Below are 21,204 nucleotides of genomic sequence, written 5' to 3'. Positions count from 1 at the left end.
CGCGATGATTGTTGTCGACGACACGAGACGGCCAAAGGGACCAACCATACACAGCGCCCCCTGGCCGCACAAGTTACCAAGCGTCGCAGGTGCCGGGCCCGTCCAGACGACCCCGGGCGCCGGCAAAAGCGACAGTCTGTTCAACCGGTATTGCGCAGTCCTGCGGCGATCCCGGCCACGCTTACCAGCAGGGCCTGATCGAGCGCCGCCGGCTGGCTTTCGCCGGCCGCCCGCGCCCGGGCCAGCAGCTCGATCTGCAGGAGGTGCAGCGGATCGAGATAGGTGTTGCGCACGGCGATGAACACCAGGGTTTCCGGATGGTGTTCGAGCAACTCGCCCTGCCCGGTCAGGCGCAACACCGCCACGCCCGCCTGGCGCAGCCGCTCGCGCAGCTGGCTGCCGAGCACCTGCAGGTCGGCTTCCACCAGGCGCTGGTCGTAGAGCCGCGCCAGTTCGGCCTCCGCCTTGGCCAGCACCATCTCCAGCATGTCGATGCGGGTCTGGAAGAACGGCCAGCGCTCGCGCATCTCGCGCAGCAGCGGCGACTCGCCCCGGCGCTCGGCTTCTTCCAGAGCCCTTTCCCAGCCGAGCCAGGCCGGCAGCATCAGCCGCGTCTGGGTCCAGGCGAAGATCCAGGGGATGGCCCTGAGGCTTTCCACGCCGCCTTCGCGGCGCTTGGCCGGGCGACTGCCCAGGGGCAGCCGGCCCAGCTCCTGCTCGGGGGTGGCCTGGCGGAAATAGCTGACGAAGTGCAGGTCTTCGCGCACCACGCCGCGATAGGCCTGCAGGCTGTCCCGGGCCAGGCGATCCATCTGCTCGCGCCAGGCCGGCTCCGGCGCGGGCGGCGGCAACAGGGTGGCTTCCAGCACGGCGCCCAGGTAGAGCGCCAGATTCTGCTCGGCGATGGCCGGCTGGCCGAACTTGAAGCGGATCATCTCGCCCTGTTCGGTGGTGCGGAAGCGCCCGGCCACCGAGCCCGGGGGTTGCGAGAGGATGGCCGCGTGGGCCGGGCCACCGCCCCGCCCCACGGTGCCACCGCGGCCATGGAACAGCAGCAGCTCCACGCCCCGACTGGCGCAGATGTCCACCAGGGCTTCCTGGGCACGGTACTGGGCCCAGGCCGCCGCCAGGGTGCCGGCGTCCTTGGCCGAATCGGAATAGCCGATCATGACCTCCTGGGGACCGGCCAGGCGCGCGCGGTAGTCGGGCAGATCGAGCAGGCTGGCGATGGCGCTGCCGGCATGATCCAGGTCGTCGAGGGTCTCGAACAGCGGCACCACCCGCATCGGCTGGCGTACCCCGCACTCGCGCAGCAGCAGCTGCACGGCGAGGACATCTGACGCCGCGCCGGCCATGGAGATGACATAGGAGCCCAGGGCATCGGGCGGCGAGGCGGCAATCACGCGGCAGGTGGCGAGCACCTCCTGGGTATCGGCCTCCAGCTGGGCGTCCAGCGGCAGCAGGGGACGCCGGCTGCCGAGCTCGCCACGCAGGAATTCCAGGCGCTGCGCCTCGCTCCAGGCGGCGTAGTCGCCCAGGTCGAGATAGCGGCAGATATCGGCCAGGGCCGCGGCATGGCGCGCGGCGTCCTGGCGGATGTCCAGGCGCACCAGATAGAGACCGAAGGTACGGGCCCGGCGCAGGGTATCGAGCAGGGAGCCATCGGCGATGACCCCCAGGCCGCAGTGCTGCAGGGAGTCGTAGCACAGCTGCAGCGGGGCGATCAGCTCGGCGTTGTCGCTGAGGATATGACGGGCGCCGGCATGGGGATCGGTGATGGCATGGGCCGCCCAGCTGCGGGTGATCTGCAACCGCTCGCGCAGCACCTTGAGCACCTTGCGATAGGGTTCCGGGTGATCGCCGGCCTGTTCGCGCAGGGCCGGACTCGCCGCCTGCATGGACAGCTCCGCGGCCAGCCGGTCGACATCGCGCAGGTAGAGATCGGCGGCCATCCAGCGCGCCAGCAGCAGCACCTCGCGGGTGATGGCGGCGGTGACGTTGGGATTGCCATCGCGATCGCCGCCCATCCAGGAGGAAAAGCGTACCGGCGCCGCGGTCAGCGGCAGGCGCTGGCCGGTGCGTTCCTGCAGGCAGTCGTCCAACTTGCGCAGCAGGCTGGGGATCACCTGCCACAGCGAATTCTCGATCACCGCGAAGCCCCACTTGGCTTCGTCCACCGGCGTCGGCCGCTGGCGGCGGATCTCCTCGGTGTGCCAGGCCTCGGCGATCAGCCGACGCAGCCGTGCCTCGATGGCGGCCACCTCGGCGGAGGTCAGGTCGCGATGATCGAGGGCCGCCAGCTGCGCGCTGATCTCGTCGTATTTCTGGATCAGGGTCCGCCGCGAGACCTCGGTGGGGTGGGCGGTCAGCACCAGATCGATGTCCAGCGCCGCCACCCGCTCGGCCAGCTCGCTACCCGCGTGACCGGCCGCGCCCAGGCGCTCCAGCAATTCCGGCAGTACCTGCTGCTCGAAGGGCGGCGGCTCGTCTTCGGTGCGGCGTCTGACCCGGTGATATTCCTCGGCGATGTTGGCGAGGTTGAGAAAGTGACTGAAGGCCCGCGCCACCGGCAGCAGTTCGTCTTCGGCCAGGGTATCCAGGGTGTCGCCCAGTTGGCGGGCACCCTCCGCGGAGCCGCCACGGGCGGCCTTGGCGCCCTTGCGGATCCGCTCGATCTTGTCGAGAAAGGCCGCGCCATGCTGGTCGGCAATGGTCTGCCCCAGGAGCTCACCCAGCAAACGCACCTGCTCGCGCAGGCGAACATCGATTTCCACCATCTCGTGCTCCTCGAAAGTACCGGTTCGGACCTCACGGCAACCGCTGCGGTCTAGCGCAGAGGACAGCACCCCGCTGTCACGGTTGCAAGCCCCGGCTGTTGCAGGGTGCCCAGCCGCGCTCGACCTGAATATCCGACCTTTGCCTAAGCCACGGGAGATGCCCATGAAGATTCGCGAACTCGCTCACCAATGGGAGCAGCAGGCCACCACCTCCAGCACCACCCGCCGCTACCACCTCGACCTGGAGCTGGAGACCGCGGCCCGTCTCGAGGCCCTCTGCGAACTCTATCCCCAGCGCACGCCCGAGGCCCTGCTCGGTGAATTGCTGGCGGCCGCCTTCGAAGAGCTGGAGGCCAGCTTTCCCTATGTGCAGGGCGAGGACGTGGTGGCCACCGACGAGCTTGGCGATCCCCTCTACGCCGATGCCGGTACGACCCCGCGCTTTCTCGAATTGGCGCGCAAGCACCTGCATCGCCTGCAGTCCGAAACGCCCGACTAGCCGCCGACCTGCACCTTTACCTACAGCGCTACCGCTCTGCCAAGGGCCTCCGCGCCCTGGCGAAATTCGATAGCCAGTGAACATTTTTGTCGGATGAGCGGTCACAGAGTCAGACCGCAGCGCTGGACGAGGGCTGGTTGTCAGCACCCGCCTCGGGCCTCTCAGGGCCGCGCCGGGCTTGTTTCCACATGCGGCTTTACATGACCAGGCGCCCGCCCTGCCCGTGCCGGCGGCGCGCTTTTCGGATCAACAACGGAGCTTGAATCCATGAAGAGTGCCACTGCCCAAAAGTCCCTTTCCAAAGCCTGCACCCTGAAACTGGCAGCCCTTGCCCTGGGCAGCTCGCTGTTGCTGGCCGGTTGCGCCGGCAATCCGCCGACCGCGCAGATGGCCGTGACCCAGTCCGCCGTCAACGAGGCCGTGAGCTCCGGTGGCAACCAGTTCGCGCCCATCGAGACCAAGTCGGCCCAGGACAAGTGGACCCAGGCCCAGACCGCTCTCTCCAACGAGAAGTACGACGAAGCCAAGCAGCTGGCCGAGCAGGCCGAATGGGATGCCCGCCTGGCCACCCGCAAGACCCAGGCCGCCAAGGCCGATGCCGCGCTCAAGGATGCCCAGAACAGCATCCAGCAGATCCGTGAGGAAGGTCAGATCAACCTGCAGCTCCAGCAGAACCTGCAGAAGAAGGTCCAGCAGTAAGCGACCGCCCCTTTCCTCCCTTCACGAATTAAAAGGACGACCATCATGCGTAAACACATTCTGATCCCTGCCGTGTCGCTGCTCAGCCTGGCCCTGGCCGCGTGCTCCACGCCGCCCAACCCCAACCTGGAAAAGGCCAAGTCCGACTACTCCGCCCTGGAATCCCAGCCGCAGGCCGCCCAGCTGGCCGCCCTGGAGACCAAGGACGCCGGTACCTGGCTGCAGAAGACCGAGAAGGCCTACAAGGACGGTGAAAACGAGAAGACCGTCGACCAGCTGGCCTACCTGACCAACCAGCGCATCCAGACGGCCATGCAGACCATCAAGCTGCGCATGACCGAAGCCCAGATGCAGGGCGTCGATGCCGAGCGCACCCAGGCCCGCCTGGACGCCCGTACCGCCCAGCTCAAGCAACTGCAGGATGCCCTGCAGGCCAAGCAGACCGAGCGCGGCACCGTGGTGACCTTCGGCAACGTGCTGTTCGACTTCAACAAGGCCGAACTCAAGCCCCAGGGCTATGCCAACGCCCAGAAGCTGGCCGATTACCTGAAGCAGAATCCCGAGCGCAAGGTGATCGTCGAGGGCTACACCGACAGCGTCGGCAGCGACTCCTACAACCAGCAGCTGTCCGAGCGTCGCGCCCAGGCCATCCAGACCGCCCTGGTCAGCGCTGGCGTCGAGCCGAGCCGCATCCAGGCCCGTGGCTATGGCAAGAACTTCCCGGTGGCCAGCAACAGCAACGCCTCCGACCGCGCCCTGAACCGTCGCGTGGAAGTGACCATCTCCAACGACGCCAACCCCGTCGCCCCGCGCATGTAACGACTGCGTGAAGCTAGAAGACCCCGCCCAGGCGGGGTCTTTTTTTGCCGGCGGATCGGCTAGCGGCGCTTGCCACCCAGCAGGGAGCCGAGAAGTCCCCGTACCAGCTGCCGCCCGAGCTGATTGGCCGCCTGGCGCGCCGCGCTTCTGAGCGCATTGCCCGCGAGCTCGCCCACCAGATCGCCGAGGGCACCACCCTGCCCGGCCTGGGTCTTTTCCGCTACCGGCGCCTGCGCCGGGACCCGCTCGGCCTGACGATCCCGCAGGATCTCGTAGGCCGATTCGCGATCCACCGCCCGGTCATAGCGACCCGCCTGGGGCGACTGACGGATCAGCGTCTGGCGCTCGGCTTCGCTGAGCGGGCCGACCCGGGATTGCGGCGGGGCGATGGCCACGCGCTGGACCATCGCCGGCGTGCCCTTGTCTTCCAGGCTGCCCACCAGGGCCTCGCCAATGCCCAGCTCGGTCAGCACCTCCAGGCTGTCGAAGGCCGGATTGGGGCGGAAGCCGTCGGCCACCGCGCGCAGCGCCTTCTGCTCCCGGGCGGTAAAGGCGCGCAGGCCGTGCTGGATGCGCAAGCCGAGCTGGGCCAGGATGGTATCCGGCAGATCGGCGGGGGATTGGGTGACGAAATAGACGCCGACGCCTTTGGAACGGATCAGCCGCACCACCTGCTCCAGGCGATCGCGCAGGGCCTTGGGGGTGTCGCCAAACAGCAGGTGGGCCTCGTCGAAGAACAGCGCCAGCACCGGCTTATCGGCATCGCCGCGCTCGGGCAACTGCTCGAACAGCTCGGCCAGCAGCCAGATCAGAAAGGTGGCGTAGACCTTGGGCGCCTCGTGCACCAGGCGGCTGGCGTCGAGCAGGTGGATGCGTCCACGGCCGTCGGGCTCGGGGCGCAGCACGTCTTCCAGTTGCAGGGCCGGCTCGCCGAAGAAGGCCTCGGCGCCCTGCTGCTCCAGGGTCGCCAGCCTGCGCAGCAGCGCCTGGGCCGAGGCGCCAGTGAACAGGGCACGGTCCTCGCCCAGGGCATCGGGCTGTTCGCGCAGGTGATTGAGGACCGCCTTGAGGTCCTTGAGGTCGAGCAGCAGCAGGCCTTCGCGATCGGCCACCTTGAAGGCGGCGTGCAAGGCGGCCTGCTGGCTGTCGGTCAGCTCCAACAGATTGCCCAGCAGCAGCGGGCCCATCTCGCTCAGGGTGGTGCGCAGCGGATGACCGCTCCGGCCGTCGACGTCCCAGAGGGTGACCGGATAGGCCTGGGACTGGTGCGGCAGGCCCTGGGCGGCGATGCGCTCGGCCAGCTTGCCCTGGGGCGCGCCGGCCGCGCCGAGGCCGCAGAGATCGCCCTTGATGTCGGCGGCGAAGACCGCGACGCCGGCATCGCTGAAGGCTTCGGCGAGGCGCTGCAGGGTCACGGTCTTGCCGGTGCCCGTGGCGCCGGCGATCAGGCCGTGGCGGTTGGCCAACTTGAGTGGATGGCCGAGCGGTTGACCAGCGCTCTGGTCATTGGAAACGGCAGTACCCAGGATCAGCAGGGGCGTCGAGGACATGGCGCAGCTCCGTAGCGGTTCTGCGCCAGCTTAACCCGAGCGTCCGGGCTCAGGTACGGTTGCGAATGCGCTCGACGATGGCGGTGGTGGAGCTGTTCTCCACCAGGCCAAGGATGCGCACCTCACCGCCGTAGCCTTGCACGATCTGGGCGCCGACCACCTCTTCCACGCTCTTGTAGTCGCCACCCTTGACCAGCACGTCCGGGCGCACCTGCTCCAGCAGGCGCTCCGGGGTGTTCTCGCTGAAGGGGATGACCCAGTCCACCGCGCCGAGGCCGGCCAGCACCGCCATGCGCCGGTCGACGCTGTTGATCGGTCGACCGGGGCCCTTCAGCCGGGTCACCGAGGCGTCGTCGTTGACCGCCACGATCAGCCGATCGCCCTGGGCACGTGCCTGTTCCAGGTAGGTCACATGACCGGCGTGGAGGATGTCGAAGCAGCCGTTGGTGAAGACGATCTTCTCGCCATGGGCGCGGGCGTCCTCGATGGCCAGTTGCAGTTGTTCGAGGGATAGGACGCCACGCTCGGAGCCTTCCGAACGCTGCACCGCGCGACGCAGTTCGGGGGCGCTGATGGCGGCGGTGCCCAGCTTGCCGACCACGATACCGGCGGCCAGATTGGCCAGCCCCACGGCCTGGGGCAGGTCCTCGCCAGCGGCCAGGGCGGCGGCCAGGGTGGAGATCACGGTGTCGCCGGCACCGGTGACATCGAACACCTCGCGAGCCCGGGCCGGCAGGTGCAGGGCCGGCTGGGCGGGACGCAGCAGGGTCATGCCGTGCTCGCCACGGGTCACCAGCAGGGCGCCCAGTTCCAGCCGTGCCATCAGCTCGTTGCCCTTGGCGACCAGCTCGGCATCGTCGGCGCAGACGCCGACGATGGCTTCGAATTCGGACAGATTCGGCGTGATCAGGCTGGCGCCGCGATAGATGGAGAAATCCTTGCCCTTGGGATCGGCCAGCACCGGGATGTTGCGCGCCTTGGCCAGCTGGATCAGCGCCTGGTGGTTCTTCAGCGCGCCCTTGCCGTAGTCGGACAGCACCAGCACCTTGACCCCGGCCAGCATGGCGGCGGTGTCCGAGGCCAGCGCCTGGGGATCGGTGTCGAAGGGCTCTTCGAAGTCGACGCGGATCAGTTGCTGGTGGCGACTCATGATGCGCAGCTTGACGATGGTCGGCTGCTGGGCGATGCGCTGGAAGCGCACCTGCACATGGGCGGCTCTCAGGCTGTCGGTGAGGGCATCGGCGGCTTCGTCCTGGCCGGTGACGCCGACCAGATAGGCCGGCGCGCCCAGGGCGGCGATGTTGAGGGCGACGTTGGCCGCGCCACCGGGACGATCCTCGTGCTGGTCGACGCGGACCACGGGCACCGGCGCCTCGGGGGAGATCCGCGAGGTGGTGCCGTGCCAGTAGCGGTCGAGCATCACGTCGCCAACCACCAGGACCGGCGCGAGATCGAAGCGAGGCATGGTCAGCTTCATAGGGACAGGCTCCAAAGCGCGAAAATGGCGGCGATCATAGCATAGGGGCCAAGGCGCCCCGGAAGCGCCTGCCGGCGGGAGAGGTCGGGTTCAGAGCTCGTCGCGGCGGCTTATCCAGAACAGCTCGTGACGCCGCACGGCCTTGCGGAAGAATTCGTCCTCGCCGGTGCGCGGCCAGCGGCGACCGGCCAGCAGCCACTGGATGGCCCGGCGCAGGCGCTTCTTGGCCGGCAGCGGCACCAGCAGGTCGTGCTGCATCCCCAGGGCCATGGCCTTGTCCAGCCGCCGTTCGGGGGTCAGCACCGGACTCCAGGGCACCAAGGGGGCCGGCGTCTCGATGGCGGGTGGCAGGGCGATGCCGCCCTCGGCTGGGCCCATGGGCCAGCGGTCGTTGTCGTGCAGGTGGTTGGCGTAGAGCAGTTCGAGCTCGGGCTGCCACTGGCTGAGGGTCAGGGCTTCACGCAGGGCCTGGGTGCTGGCCACGTGATCGGCATGGGGATCGATCTGCGGATGCGGCAGCACCACCACCTCGGGACGGAAGTGCTCCAGCAGGGCCACCAGATCGGCCACCAGGTTGCGCCAGGTGGGGGCGCCGTCGACATCGCCGGGCAGTTGCAGGGGATTGTGGCGACGGGCACTGCGCACATCGCTGTCGCCGGACTCGCGGGAGCCGAAGGCGTCTTCCGGCGCCTGGCGCATGGCCGGCAGCTGCAGGCAGTAGTAGCCCAGCTGCACGCAACGCGCCGGTGGCACTCCCCCCCACAGCGGCGTGACCAGGCTGTCCCAGGTGCGCAGGCGCCCCTTGAGGCGGGCCGCCGCCTGGCGGTCGAGACCCAGGCGCTGGTAGTGCCCGGCCTCGATCTCGCCCTGGGTCAGGGTGACGATGCTGGCTTCCCGCGCCTGGCTGTAGAGACCGAAGGCGGCCAGCTCGGCGTCGTCGGCGTGGGGCGCGATGACCATGACTCTCTTGCTGCGGAGATCAGGCTGGGCGAAGACGTGCAGGCGCAACTCACCCTGCAGCCGGCAGAAGCGCGTCCAGAGGTGCAATTCACCACGCCGCAGGGCCTCGGCATAGCCGCTGAGATTGACGTAGCGCCGCCCGGCGACGCCGCGCTCGAAGTCCTGGCGATCGGTTTCATCGCCCGCGCGCAGGCGCACCTGGGGATCCAGCAGGCGCCCGAGCCAGCCGGCGCGCAGCCGACATTCCAGGAACAGCGTCAGCTCGCCCGGCGGCAATTCCACCGCGGCCAGGCGGCCATGCTGCAGATGCAGGCCCAGCACCAGGGTGTCGGCGGGAAACTGGTAGCTGTAGTTGTCGCGCGGCGAATAGAAGAGGTGATCGGCGAACCAGGCCTCGTGGCCGAGCCAGACCAGCAGCGCCAGCAGCGGCGCGCTCCACCAGGGCCCCAGCGCCAGGCAGCCGAGCAGCACGACGGCGATGACCGCCAGGACCAGCCGCTTGTGGCGGCGGTGACGTTTGAGCAGGGCTTGTTTGCGGGCGGTCATCTCAGCTCTCGAAGACGGTGACGCGGTGGCACCAGCGGTCCTTGTAGTCGCGATCGGCACGGCCGAAGGAATAACGCAACGTCTTGCCCAGGGCGCGGGCGTCCTGCCAGGCGGCCTGGGTGTTCAGATAGGTGAGGACGCTGCCCGGGCTCAGGTCGCTGGCCGCGGGATCGACGCCGCCGTTGACGTATTCGACGCTGATCCAGTCGGGCGCTTCCACCCGATAGAGCACCTGGATCGCCACTGGGCGCTCGCCGAGCATGAGCAGCGAACCGGTCATGAACTCCCGCAGCAGGGCGAACACCTCGGCCAGCCGGGCCTTGCCCGGTACCTCGAAGCCCCAGCGCGCCTCGAACAGCTCGGCATAGATCCGCGCCTGCTCGGCGCTGTCCAGCTCGGCCATGGGGACCACGCGGCCACCGGCGTCTTCGAACAGCCGCTGCTCGCGGCGCTGGTTGTAGCGGAATTTCTTCGACCAGGCTTCCGGCTCGCGGAGCATGGCCAGTTCTTCGCTCTGCCGGCGCAGACCGGCGAAACGCTCGTCGCACAGCGGCGACAGATAGCGGGCGCGCTGGCGCAGGGGCGCCAGCGCGCCAGGGGCGGCCGGCAGGATGATCTCGGCGTTGCCCAGGTCGAACAGGGCGCGCTGGCGGCGTTTCTTCAGCACCGAGCGCGACAGCGCCAGCTCGCGCCCCCAGCAGGGTACCGCCGCCTGCAGGCCGTCCGCGCCGGGCCAGCCCAGGTAGCGCACCGGGATGCCAGCCAGTTCGGCCAGGCGGGCGATGACCTCGGGGTGGGTGGCGACGCTGCCGCCATGACGCTGCCAGGTGGCGGCATAGTCGGCGGCGGAAATCGTGGTCCAGCCGCGGTCGCGCCAGAAGCGGAATCTGTTCAGCATTCGATCGTCGGCGCCGGCGGCGCGACCTCCTCGAATTGCTTGGCATGCAGCCGCGCATAGTAGCCGTTCAGCGCCAAGAGCTCGCCATGACTGCCACGCTCGACGATACGGCCATTGTCCATCACCAGGATCAGGTCGGCCTTCTCGATGGTGGAAAGGCGGTGGGCGATCACCAGGGTGGTACGGCCCTGCATGACCCGGTCCAGCGCCGCCTGGATATGGCGTTCGGACTCGGTGTCCAGGGCCGAGGTGGCCTCGTCGAGGATCAGCAACGGCGCGTTCTTCAGCAGCGCCCGGGCGATGGCCAGGCGCTGGCGCTGGCCGCCGGAGAGCAGCACGCCGTTCTCGCCGACCTGGGTGTCGTACTGCTGCGGCAGGCGCTCGATGAATTCGTCGGCATAGGCCGCCTCGGCCGCCGCCTTGACCTGCTCCATGGGCGCCCCGGCCAGATCGCCATAGGCGATGTTGTTGGTGACGCTGTCGTTGAACAGGGTGACGTGCTGGGTCACCAGGGCGATGTGCCGGCGCAGGTTGGTCAGGCGATAGTCCTGGATCTCCAGGCCGTCGAGGAGGATCTCGCCCTCTTCGTGCTGGTAGAAGCGCGGGATGAGATTGGCCAGGGTCGACTTGCCGCTGCCCGACCGACCCACCAGGGCCACCATCTGGCCGGGTTCGGCGACGAAGTCGATGCCTTCCAGCACCGCCTTCTCGGTGCCCGGATAGCGGAAGGTCAGGTTGCGTACCTCCAGGCGACCCTGGACGCGCTCGCGTTCCTCGCGGCCTTCGTCGCGCTCGGCGGGTTCGTCGAGTTGCTCGAAGATGCTTTCCGCGCCGGCCACGCCGCGCTGGATGGTGGAGCTGACCTCGGAGAGCTGGCGGATCGGCTTGGGCAAGAGGCCGGCCATGGTGATGTAGGCCACCAGGTCACCAGCGGAGGCTTCGCCGCGCAGCCAGAGCACCAGGAACATCAGCACCGCCATGGCCGAATAGATGACCAGCTGCAGCATGGGCGTATAGACCGCGCCGGTCTTGGTCATGGTCAGCTGCTTGTCGGTGTTGGCCGTGCTGGAGTCGAGGAAGCGCTGCTGCTCGTAGGTCTCGCCGCCAAAGCTGCGCACCACCCGATAGCCCTGGATGGCCTCGGAGGTGATGTGGGTGACGTCGCCCATGGCCGACTGGATCTTGCTGCTCTGCTTGCGGAACTTGCGGCTGGCGCTGGTCACCATCAGGGCGATCAGCGGCAGGATGGCCACCATCACCAGGGTCAGCTTCCAGTTCATCCACAGCAGGGAAGCGAACAGGAAGACCACGGTCATGCCTTCGCGGATCACCACCTTGATCGCCTCGGTGGCGGCGCCGGTCACCATGGTGACGTTGAAGGTGATGCGCGAGATCAGGTGACCCGAATTGTTGGCGTCGAAGTAGCGATTGGGCAGGCGCAGCATGTGGTTGAACAGCGCCACCCGCAGGTCGTGCACCAGGCCGAGGGAGACCCGCGCCAGGAAGTAGTTGCCGAGAAAGGACCCGACGCCCTGCCAGGCGGCGATCAGGATGATCATCAGCGGCACCGCCTGCACCAGGTGCAGGCCACCGACAATGGGCCAGCCCGGGAACATGGAGGCGTTGGGGTTGTTCAGGCCATCGACGAAGTACTTGAGGATGCCCGCCAGCATCGGCTGGGTGGAGGCGAAGATCAGGAAGCCGACGATACTCAGGGCGAACATGCCGATGTAGGGCCGCACGTAGCCGAGCAGGCGGAAATAGATCTTCAGACTGGAGGTCTGCGCAGGGGAGTCTTGGCTCATGGTCTCGTCGTGACGCAAAAGCGCCATGTTAACACGCACCCGCCGCCGACCCAGCGGCGGGATTTTCCGCTAGGCTTGCCCTCCCCTGCTCCGGAACGTCCGTCATGCCACCGCTGATCGCCACCTTCGCCGAACTCAAGGACCTCTGGCGCGTGGAGGTGCTGGATGCACCGGGCAAGCCCCTGCGCCTCAAGCGCCTGTTCCGGCGCGTAGCGGCCGGAGAGAGTCCGAGCTTCTTGTTCTGGTATCGCCTGGCGCAATTTCTCTATTGCCGCCCGCGCGGCCTGCTCAACTATCGCAAGCTGGCCGAACGCATCAATCGCCGGCTGATCCGCCGGCACAACATCGAGATCCTGCTGGGCGCCCGTATCGGTCCCGGGTTGCGCCTGCCCCATCGCATGGGCATCTGCGTGTCGAATCTGGCGGTGATCGGGCGTAACGTGATGATCCGCCAGCACACCACCATCGGCATCAAGAGCGACGATCCGGCGCAACTGGTCGGCATCTTCATCGGCGACAACGTCAGCCTCGGCGCCCATGTCTGCATCGTCGGCGACCACCTGACCATCGGTGACAACGTGGTGGTCGGCGCCGGCGCCCTGGTGATGCGCGACATCCCTGCCGACAGCCTCTACTACAGCCGCCACGAGGCGGTGATCCGCCCGCTGCCGGGCGCTACGCCCGCGGATGCCGACCGCTGAGGATGGTCCGCAGCATCTGCGGCAGCACGCCATATAGATAGAGGCGATTGCCCAGCAGTTGCCGCCCCAGGTAGCGCAGCACCTTGCCGCGCGAGGCGCCCTTGTAGTGCAGGCGCAGTAGCAGGGCGACATAGAATTTCTCGATGTCGCGAAAGCGCCGCTGGGCCGGGGTCTCGGCTTCCAGCTCGGACAGCGAATGGTCGAGGATGCCCGCGCAAATCAGTTCGACCGGCTCTTCCCGCGCCAGCGCCTGCACCCGCAGGAAAAAGGAGACATCGACGCCATAGAGGGCGAAGCGCTCGTCGAAGACATCGCCGTGGCGGGCCGCGATACGCGCGGCCAGGCCCTGCGTCAGGCACAGCCCCGAACTGATGGTCACGGTGGCCTGGGGATCCAGCGGGCCCTCCGCGATCACCACCGCCTTGTACTGATGGGGATAGCGGATGGCGCCCGCCCCCAGCACCAGGGGCACCAGCAACTCGGCCTGCTGGCCGAGCGCCTGCAGAAAGCGGGCGTCCACCACGGTGTCCTGGTCGAAGATCACCAGGCGCTCGGCGCCCAGTCGCAAGGCCTGGTTGTAGACCCGGCTCAGCGGCGGATTGCCGGGGTCCTCGCTGATGAGCACCTCCGTCCAGCCCGGCGCGGCGAGCAGCGCCTGGCGATCCGCCTGATCCAGGGGCTGGGGCCCGTTGTTCCAGACCAGCAGGGCGCTGTCGGCCGGCAGGCTGGCCGGGGGCTGGGCCAGCAGGCTGGCGAGGGTGGCCGACTCCTCGGGGCGCAAGCCATAGAGGACGACGAGAAAGAGCGTTCGCATGGGCTTTCCTGAGGATGGCGGCCTAGCCGCGCACCCGCTTGCGCAGGTAGTCGAGGGCCGCGCTGGCTTCGTCGGCCAGGTGCGGACGCGGCAGGTCGTTGGGCCAGATGCCTTCGGCGAAGGCCTGGCGATCGCCGCCGCCCAGGCGCTCGCTCAGCGCCCGCTCCCACCAGACGTGGCGACAGGCGCGGGCATAGCTGTCTTGAGGCGCCAGGCAGCCATAGAGCAGCTTGCGCCCCAGACTCGCGCGCTGCTTGTCCAGCCCGGCCAGTTGCCACTTCACCCGCAGTCGGGTCCAGACATCGGGCAGCGGCTTGGTCAGGGGTACCTCCTGCCAGTGCTGCTGCAGCGCCGGGGAATAGTCTTCGCCATAGCGCTCGAAGAAGTGCGCCAGCATGAAATGCAGAAAGCGCTTTTCCGCGTAGTAGTGGCGAACGGGGCCGCGCGCCTCGCTGATGGCCAGATCCGCCAGGCTGAACGACAGGGCGATCTGCTCCAGCGTATGGACCTCCTCGTCGTGGCCATGCCAGTCGTCGATCAGGGCGATGGCCCGTTCGACCCGCGGCAGATGAACCCGCGCCAGGCCACAGACGCCGCTGTTGTAGAGCCGGGTATCTTCCGCCGGCTCCTGGCCACGCGCGGCCAGGGCGGCGGCGAAACGGGCGAATTCAGGGCGGGTACGGGCCTTGCGCCAGGGCCACTCCTCGACGTCCATCATCCCGCGCCCGCTGTTGATCCCCTCGAACAGCCCTGCCAGCGGCGTCTGGACCACGGTGTCGCTGTCGAGGAACAGGGTCTTGTCGGCGTCTGGCAACGCCCAGGCGATGGCGCAGGCCTTGCTGCGATGCAGATAGCCATGCTGCCCCTGCCAGGCCTTGAGCGTCGCGCCCTCAATGGCCAGTACTTCCACCGGCCAACCGCGATAGTCCTGCGGCCGGTCGGTCAGGACCCGGAGGGCGATGTCCTGGTCCTGGCGCCAATGCAGGGCACTGAGCAGGCTGAACTTCACCTCCTGCCGATAGGCCTGGGCACCGCCGTAGACGAAATACAGGAGTTGGCGTGTTGGGCGCATGTAAAGCTGCCGGCAAAAATCTGATTCTAGCAACAAGCGGCCGGATAGGTCGCAAGGGTCACTTCACAGCCTGCCACCTTCGGGTAACATGCACGCCCTGACGTTGACGGGTCCTGCATGAAGCCTCTCGAACATTCGCGCTATCTCGAACTGCGCGACGCCGCCCAGGTAGTGGAAGCCGACCACCATGGCGACAAGGTCCTGCGCCTCACCGATGGCAGCTATCTCAAGCTCTTTCGCCGCAAGCGGCTGTTGACCTCGGCGGCGCTGTTTCCCTATGCCCAGCGTTTTGCCGACAACGCCCGCCAACTGGCCGAGCGCGGCATCCCCTGCCCGCAGGTGCTGGAGGTCTATCGCGCCGCCTCGCTGCAGCGCGACCTGGTGCACTACAGTCCGCTGCCGGGCGCCACCCTGCGTCAACTGCGTACCTCGAGCGAGGCCGCGACCCTGCGGCCGGCGTTGGGTCGCTTCATCGCCAGATTGCACGACAGTGGCGTCTATTTCCGTTCGCTGCACCTGGGCAACGTGGTGCTGACGCCGGAAGGCGAACTGGGGCTTATCGACATCGCCGACCTGCGCTGCCATGCGCGCCGCCTGCCGCTGCGCCTGCGGGTGCGCAACTTCCACCACCTGCTGCGCTATACCGAGGATCGCGACTGGCTGTTCGAACCCGGTCGCGAACCCTTCCTCAGGGCCTATGCCGAAGCCTGCCGCCAGCCCCTGGACTGGTGCGAGCTCGACCGGCAACTCCAGGACTAGACCGGCATCGCCTGTCCCAGCGCCAGCTTGCGCCGGCGCTGCACCTCGGCCCCGGCGATCATCGCCGCGGGCAACAGCACCAGCGGCCACAACTCGTCCGGATTGCCGATCAGCTTGGCGCCGTCGAAATTGAGCATCAGCAGGGCCACGGCCAGATAGAGCCCCCAGGGATCGCGCTGGCGCAGGGCCGCGCCCAGGCTGGCCAGCATCAGCACGCCAAAGATCAGCAGCGACACCAGGCCGGTGTAGATGCCGAAGGACACGAAGATGTTGTGCGGGTGCTGGATGGCCTCGGTGCCGTGCAGCAGGTCGTGACTCTGATAGCCCAGACCGCAGCCCAGCCACCAGCCGCAGGACTCCCAGTCCTTGATCATGAAGTGGAACAGCTCGATGCGCCCGGAATCCGCCCGGCCCCAGAAGGCGACGAACCAGGCTTCGGTGTGCACCACCTGGACCACGCCGGCGATCAGGGCACTGACCAGGACCACCAGCGCCAGGGTACGCAGCGGAAAGCGCGGAAAGGCGAAGAGCACGCCGAGGGCGGCGAGGAAGCCGATGCCGACCAGGCCGGTGCGGGTCTGCAGGGCGAAGGAGATGCCGACGATGGTGACCACCACGGCCGCCAGCAACTCGATCCAGCGCCGCTCGCGGATCCAGGTGGGCGCCGCCAGGCCGCCCAGGCAGACCATCCAGATGCTCACATAGATGGGATTGGAAATGCGTCCCGGCAGGTGGATGACCCGCTGGCCGACGGCATAGTGGCCGGTGAGCCAGAACACCAGGCTGGAGCCCACGGCATAGGCGCAGACCACCCAGAAGGCCAGGCGCACGAAGCCGGGCCGGCGAAAGAAGTCGCCATCCACCAGGCAGGCCACGCTCAGCACGAACAGCAGCACATAGAGGATGTGCTTGAAGAACTGCCCCTCCTCGGCCCGCACCCCCGGCACGATGAACCAGGCGAGAAACACCAGCCAGAGCAGCAGCAGCGGCGAGCGCCAGTCGATCAGCCGCGGGCGCAGCACGAAGAGGATCAGTGCCGGCAGGGCGATGGCCGCATAGTAGTAGCTGTTGATCCACTTCGCCGTGGGGATGCACAGGTAGGCGGCCATGAACACCAGCACCGCCAGGGTGAAATAGCGACTCTGCTGCAGGCGATCGAGCAAGGGTGTCACCACAACAGGGCTCCCAGGAGTGCACCGACCAGGAAGGCCAGTGCCAGTTTGATGCGTTCCATCCGCCGGCGCTTCCGCTTGTCGTTGCGGTCCTTGTCGCTGACCACGTGCTGGCCGAAGCCGGTGTGCAGCACGGCATCGTTTTCCAGGATCAGCGCGTGGCGCTGGGCGTCGGCATAGCGCCGGGACAGCTCCTTCTCGCCGCCCAGGTCGCCATAGGGCGCGTGCAGCAGGTAGTCGGCGCGCCGGCGCAGACCGGGATTGAAGGAAAAGCCCTGCCATTCGGGCTTGTGCGAGCCGACCTCGTAGAAGGCGATGCCGGCATGCACCTGCCGCGGCTTGAGATAGACGTAGGGGCTGTGGATCGCCAGGTCATGGGCATGGCTGCGCAGCCAGACCTGCAGCGCCTGGGGATCGGCCTCCAGCAGCGCCTGGGAATCCTCGATGAAGCCCGGGCGATAGAAGGCCCAGTCGTCTTCGCAGTGAAAGATCCAGTTTGTCTCGACCCGGGCATAGGCGGCGTCGACGCTGCGCATCTGGCCGAGCTTGGGGTTGTTGACGATGAACTCGGTGTGCTCGCGCCAGTGGTCCGGGATGCAGTCGCGTACCGCTTCGTCGCCGGAGTCCTCGGTGATGAAGACCCGGCGGATGGGCGCGGTGTTGAATTCGTCGAAGGTCGCCAGCGTCTGCCGCAGCAGGTCGAAGCGCCCGCAGCTGGTGACGACCACAGAGATGTCGCTGTCGGCGGAAAACTGCACGTTCTACCCTTTCTGCCAGTTGAGTCGAAAGCCGGACCTTGCGCGGCGCATCAGCGTCCCAGCCAGCCCAGCAGGCGGTGCAGGAACCCCGGTGCGACGGCCGGTCGCAGCGCTGGGGTTATAGCCGAAACGATGCGCTCACCCAAGTGGCCGAAGGCGAAAGAGTGACGCGCCAGGGCCTCTCCCGCCCTGGCGATGGCCGCCGCGTGCGCCGGATCGCTTCGCAGCCGGGCGAGTTTCTCGCGCAATTCGTCCAGCGAGCGATAGAGCACCACGTTGACGCCATCCCTGAAGCCCAGCGCCTGGTTCTCTTCTTCGCCCTGGTCATAGGTGAAGAGCACGCAGCCGCAGGCCATGGCCTCGAAGTTCTTGATCATGTATTCGCCCATGCCGACATCGGCGCCGACAAAGAAGCGGATGCGGTTGAGGGTCTGCAGGTATTCGTCGCCCGAGCGGGTCTTGGTGATCAGCAGCGGCTCGACCCTGGCCAGATCTTCCAGCAGCTGCTTGCGACCGCTATAGGCCACGCTGCCCAGGCTGCCGACGAAGCCCAGCTCGATGTCGCGCTCGACACCCAGGTCGCGCAGGCGGCTGTCGTCGTAGCCCTTGGGCACGAAGTGAGCGTCGATCCCCTCCTCCTGCAACCGCCGCGCCACCCCGGCGCCGGAAACCAGCACCCGGACGTGGGGCATGGCCCGGTAGTAGCGGCTGAATTTGCCGGTGTACTTGCAGGGGATGAAATTCTGGTAGGCGTCGTGTTCCAGCTCCACCAGATTGGGGAGGCTGCGAATGAAGGGGATCTGCTTGAGCTGCTTCTTGAATCGCAGAAACAGCAGGATGCGGTCGTATTGCTCGGGCTGGGGCACGGCGCGGCGGAAATAACCGCGCAGATCGGCCTGTTCCTCGTCGCTCAGCCAGCGCAGGTCGCAATCGCAGTGGGCGGCGATGCTGGCATAGAAGTGGTCCAGCAGGATGCGTTGCTCCTTCTGGACCAGGAACAGGACTTTCACGGCGCCGGGGCCTTGAAGGCGGCGACCATCGGCAGCCGCCAGAAGTCGCGACGCACGGCCTCGTCGGAGAAGCGTTCGGCCAGGCGCTCGCGCATGTGCTGCACGCAGGCGCGTCTCTGACTCGGCGCCAGGCGGCCCAGATGCTGCAGCCCCTGGCCCAGGGCCTCGGCGTCGCCCAGGGGAAAGAGGAAGCCCACGCCTTCGACGATCTCCCGGGCGCCGCCGCAGGAGGTGGCGATCAGGGGGACGCCGGCGGCCATGGCTTCCAGCAGGACCATGCCGAAGGGCTCGTGGTCCGAGCTCAGGGCGAAGACGTCGAAGGCCTTGAAGTAGCGCCGGGCGCCTTCCACCTGGCCGAGGAACAGCACCCGGTCGGCGATGGCCAGTTCACGGGCCAGGTCCTTGAGGTCTTCTTCCAGGCGGCCCTTGCCGAGAATCGCCAGCAGGGCATTGGCCGGCAGATTCGGCAGGGCGGCGGCGAAGCCGCGCAGCAGCGTGGCCTGGTCCTTGTCCGGATGCAGGCGCCCGACGTTACCGACGATCCAGGCGTCATGGGGCAACTTGAGCTCGGCGCGCGCCTGGTCGGCCGGCAGGAGTTCGCGCTCCACCGCCTCGACGTCCAGGCGGTTGTAGAGGGTTTCGATACGCTCGGCCGGCCAGTCCTTGAGGCGCTGGCGCAGCTCGTCGCGCACCGCGTCGGAGACGCCCAGCAGAGTCAGGCGCTTGCTCATCAGCTTGGCGAACAGCCGCCGGCCGAGCCGGTCGTAGTCGCCAAAGGCATGGTGCACGCCGATCACCGGCAGATTGGTGGCCAGGCAAGCGATCCAGATCGGCTTGAATCTATGGGCGATGACGAAGCGGATGCCCCGCGAGCGGACGATCTCGCGTAGCGCCTGGATGGCGCCGAGCTTGAGTCCGCGCACGTCCCGGGAAGAGTACTCTAGGAACAGCACCTCGTCGCTGCCGCAGCCGGCCGCCACCTCGGCGTCGGCGGTGCCGGTGAGAAAGACCGTGGTGACGCGATAGCCGCTGCCCGCGAAGAGGCTGGCGGTCTGGCGGGCGCAGTCGAGGAAGGGACCGTCGTAGCCGTGACAGAACTGCAGCACCCGCGGTTCGGCGGAACGCGTCATAGGCCAGCCCCCTCCTTGACCACCAAGATGTCTTCCATGATCAGGTACTGCAGATCCGAGCCGAAGAACATGTTCAGGGCGTCGGTGGGCGAGCAGACCATGGGTTCACCGCGGCGGTTGAGCGAGGTGTTGAGGGAGACGCCGTTGCCGGTGAGCTTTTCCAGCTCGACCATGAGGTCGTACCAGCGCGGATTGTGCCGGCGCTCCAGTACCTGGGCGCGGGAGGTGCCGTCTTCGTGGACCACCTCGGGTACCCGGCTCTTCCACTCTTCGTTGACCTCGAAGGTAAAGGTCATGAAGGGCGAGGGATGGTCGACCTTGAGCATCTGCGGCGCCACGGTGTCGAGCATGGACGGGCAGAATGGCCGCCAGCGCTCGCGGAACTTGATCTGGGCGTTGATGCGATCGGCCACGCCCGGCACGCTGGGGCAGCCGATGATGGAGCGACCGCCCAGGGCGCGCGGACCGAATTCCAGGCGACCCTGGAACCAGGCCACCGGATTGCCGGCCACCATGATCTCGGCGATGCGCTGGGGCATGTCGTCGATGCGCTCCCACTTGGGTGCGTTGGGATGGCGGGCGCAGGCGGCGATGACGTCTTCGTTGCTGTAGCCGGGGCCGAGATAGACGTGCTCCATCTTCTCCACCGGCACGCCGCGGGCATGGGAGACGTAGGCGGCGGCGCCGACGGCGGTGCCGGCATCGCCCGAAGCCGGCTGGACGAACAGCTCCTTGACCTCGGGACGGGCGATGATCTTCTGGTTGAGCTTGACGTTGAGCGCGCAGCCGCCGGCAAAGGCGAGCTTGCCGGTCTGGCGGATGATGTCGCCCAGGTAATAGTCCATCATCTCCAGCGCCAGCTTCTCGAACAGCGCCTGCATGCTGGCGGCATAGTGGATGTAGGGATCGTCGGCGATGTCGCCTTCACGCTTGGGCCCCAGCCATTCGATCAGCTTGGGCGAGAAGTAGTAGCCCTTGCCCTTTTCCTTGTAGCGGCGGAAACCGATGACGTTGGCGTAGTCGGTGTTGATGATCAGCTCGCCGTTCTCGAATTTCGCCAGGCGCGAGAAATCGTACTTGCTGGCATCGCCATAGGGCGCCATGCCCATGACCTTGAATTCGCCGTCGAGCATCTCGAAGCCGAGGAATTCGGTGAGGGCGCCATAGAGGCCACCCAGGGAGTCCGGGTCGTAGAACTCCTTGATCTTGTGGATCTTGCCGTTCTCGCCGTAGCCGAAGAAGGTGGTGGCGTACTCGCCCTTGCCGTCGATGCCGAGGATCGCGGTCTTTTCGCTGAAGCCCGAGCAGTGATAGGCACTGGAGGCGTGGGCCAGGTGGTGCTCGACGGCTTCCAGCTTGACCTTCTTGAGGTCGAAGCCGAGCTGCACCAGGCACCACTCGATGCGCTTCTGGTAGCGGTGATAGCGGCGATTGCCGAACAGGATGGCGTCCAGGGCGCGATCCGGCGCGTAGGCATAGCGCTTGGCGTAGTGCCAGCGGGCTTCGCCGAAGAGACTGATGGGCGCATAGGGAATGGCCACCACGTCGACGTCGGCGGGGGTGATCCCGGCCTGTTCCAGGCAGAACTTGGCCGACTCGTAGGGCATGCGATTCTTGGCATGCTTGTCGCGTACGAAGCGTTCTTCTTCCACCGCGGCGATCAGCTTGCCGTCGATATAGAGCGCGGCGGAGGGATCGTGGCTGAGGGCGCCGGACAGGCCAAGGACGGTCAGGGACACAGGTAAAGCCTCTGTACAG

The 21,204-nt window shown here is 67.4% G+C and carries 18 protein-coding genes; 5 read left to right on the top strand and 13 right to left on the bottom strand.

Features of this window, described 5'->3' with window-relative positions; all coding sequences use genetic code 11:
• Positions 1–140: 140 nt before the first annotated feature.
• Positions 141–2,777, bottom strand: coding sequence for a phosphoenolpyruvate carboxylase (ppc, locus tag EC839_RS22455; RefSeq protein WP_132833163.1), 2,637 nt, complete (start codon positions 2,775–2,777; stop codon positions 141–143).
• A gap of 163 nt (positions 2,778–2,940) precedes the next feature.
• Between ppc and EC839_RS22450 the strand changes: the two genes are divergently transcribed.
• The 3 genes from EC839_RS22450 to EC839_RS22440 all read left to right on the top strand — a co-directional run bounded on the left by EC839_RS22450 (position 2,941) and on the right by EC839_RS22440 (position 4,794).
• Positions 2,941–3,276, top strand: a complete 336-nt coding sequence (locus EC839_RS22450) for a hypothetical protein (protein ID WP_007161973.1) — start codon at positions 2,941–2,943, stop codon at positions 3,274–3,276.
• Positions 3,277–3,543: 267 nt separating this feature from the next.
• Entirely contained in the window at positions 3,544–3,975 is a 432-nt protein-coding gene (locus EC839_RS22445) for a DUF4398 domain-containing protein (RefSeq protein ID WP_007161972.1), read from the top strand.
• Between the two features lie 45 nt (positions 3,976–4,020).
• Positions 4,021–4,794 (top strand): OmpA family protein, encoded by a 774-nt coding sequence (locus EC839_RS22440; RefSeq protein ID WP_007161971.1) that lies wholly within the window; start codon positions 4,021–4,023, stop codon positions 4,792–4,794.
• Between the two features lie 59 nt (positions 4,795–4,853).
• Here the strand turns inward: EC839_RS22440 and EC839_RS22435 are convergent, their stop codons facing one another.
• From EC839_RS22435 to msbA, 5 genes are all read right to left on the bottom strand, one after another.
• Positions 4,854–6,344 carry a helicase HerA-like domain-containing protein gene (locus EC839_RS22435; RefSeq protein WP_007161970.1) on the bottom strand — a complete coding sequence of 497 codons (1,491 nt, stop codon included), beginning with the start codon at positions 6,342–6,344 and terminating at the stop codon, positions 4,854–4,856.
• Between the two features lie 49 nt (positions 6,345–6,393).
• A complete protein-coding gene (hldE, locus tag EC839_RS22430) occupies positions 6,394–7,821 on the bottom strand; it encodes a bifunctional D-glycero-beta-D-manno-heptose-7-phosphate kinase/D-glycero-beta-D-manno-heptose 1-phosphate adenylyltransferase HldE (RefSeq protein ID WP_007161969.1) in 1,428 nt (475 codons plus the stop codon).
• A 90-nt stretch (positions 7,822–7,911) separates the two neighbouring features.
• Complete coding sequence (locus EC839_RS22425; protein WP_007161968.1) at positions 7,912–9,327, bottom strand: PIG-L deacetylase family protein; 1,416 nt, start codon at positions 9,325–9,327, stop codon at positions 7,912–7,914.
• Between the two features lies 1 nt (position 9,328).
• On the bottom strand, positions 9,329–10,225 hold the full coding sequence (locus EC839_RS22420; RefSeq protein ID WP_007161967.1) for a GNAT family N-acetyltransferase: 897 nt from the start codon (positions 10,223–10,225) through the stop codon (positions 9,329–9,331).
• The gene (msbA, locus tag EC839_RS22415) at positions 10,219–12,030 is read right to left on the bottom strand and encodes a lipid A export permease/ATP-binding protein MsbA (protein WP_007161966.1); all 1,812 of its coding nucleotides are present in this window, start codon (positions 12,028–12,030) and stop codon (positions 10,219–10,221) included. The genes EC839_RS22420 and msbA overlap by 7 nt, the downstream gene beginning before the upstream one ends.
• 104 nt (positions 12,031–12,134) lie before the next feature.
• Here msbA and EC839_RS22410 point away from each other — a divergent pair, with 104 nt between their 5' ends.
• Positions 12,135–12,731, top strand: a complete 597-nt coding sequence (locus EC839_RS22410) for a serine acetyltransferase (RefSeq protein ID WP_007161965.1) — start codon at positions 12,135–12,137, stop codon at positions 12,729–12,731.
• Here the strand turns inward: EC839_RS22410 and EC839_RS22405 are convergent.
• Positions 12,706–13,545: a glycosyltransferase family 2 protein gene (locus tag EC839_RS22405; RefSeq protein ID WP_007161964.1), complete on the bottom strand. Its 840-nt coding sequence runs from the start codon at positions 13,543–13,545 to the stop codon at positions 12,706–12,708. The two genes, EC839_RS22410 and EC839_RS22405, sit on opposite strands and share 26 nt — an antisense overlap.
• A 22-nt stretch (positions 13,546–13,567) precedes the next feature.
• Positions 13,568–14,617, bottom strand: coding sequence for a hypothetical protein (locus EC839_RS22400; protein ID WP_007161963.1), 1,050 nt, complete (start codon positions 14,615–14,617; stop codon positions 13,568–13,570).
• A 117-nt stretch (positions 14,618–14,734) separates the two neighbouring features.
• Here EC839_RS22400 and EC839_RS22395 point away from each other — a divergent pair, with 117 nt between their 5' ends.
• Positions 14,735–15,376 (top strand): lipopolysaccharide kinase InaA family protein, encoded by a 642-nt coding sequence (locus EC839_RS22395; RefSeq protein ID WP_007161962.1) that lies wholly within the window; start codon positions 14,735–14,737, stop codon positions 15,374–15,376.
• Here the strand turns inward: EC839_RS22395 and EC839_RS22390 are convergent.
• Genes EC839_RS22390 through EC839_RS22370 form a run of 5 tightly spaced genes read right to left on the bottom strand, consistent with a single transcriptional unit; the run spans position 15,373 to position 21,185 of the window.
• Positions 15,373–16,539 carry an O-antigen ligase gene (locus EC839_RS22390; RefSeq protein ID WP_007161961.1) on the bottom strand — a complete coding sequence of 389 codons (1,167 nt, stop codon included), beginning with the start codon at positions 16,537–16,539 and terminating at the stop codon, positions 15,373–15,375. The two genes, EC839_RS22395 and EC839_RS22390, sit on opposite strands and share 4 nt — an antisense overlap.
• Before the next feature lie 5 nt (positions 16,540–16,544).
• Positions 16,545–17,306: a glycosyltransferase family 2 protein gene (locus EC839_RS22385; protein ID WP_007161960.1), complete on the bottom strand. Its 762-nt coding sequence runs from the start codon at positions 17,304–17,306 to the stop codon at positions 16,545–16,547.
• A gap of 50 nt (positions 17,307–17,356) precedes the next feature.
• A complete protein-coding gene (locus EC839_RS22380) occupies positions 17,357–18,316 on the bottom strand; it encodes a glycosyltransferase (protein WP_007161959.1) in 960 nt (319 codons plus the stop codon).
• Positions 18,313–19,446, bottom strand: a complete 1,134-nt coding sequence (locus tag EC839_RS22375) for a glycosyltransferase (protein ID WP_007161958.1) — start codon at positions 19,444–19,446, stop codon at positions 18,313–18,315. The genes EC839_RS22380 and EC839_RS22375 overlap by 4 nt, the downstream gene beginning before the upstream one ends.
• Positions 19,443–21,185: a carbamoyltransferase gene (locus EC839_RS22370; RefSeq protein ID WP_007161957.1), complete on the bottom strand. Its 1,743-nt coding sequence runs from the start codon at positions 21,183–21,185 to the stop codon at positions 19,443–19,445. The genes EC839_RS22375 and EC839_RS22370 overlap by 4 nt, the downstream gene beginning before the upstream one ends.
• Between the last annotated feature and the right edge of the window lie 19 nt (positions 21,186–21,204).

Source organism: Pseudomonas sp. JUb52, from assembly GCF_004341115.1.
Classification (GTDB): Bacteria; Pseudomonadota; Gammaproteobacteria; order Pseudomonadales; family Pseudomonadaceae; genus Chryseomonas; species Chryseomonas oryzihabitans.
The sequence above is the reverse complement of the archived record's forward strand: the minus strand, read 5'-3'. Positions and strand labels throughout refer to the sequence as shown.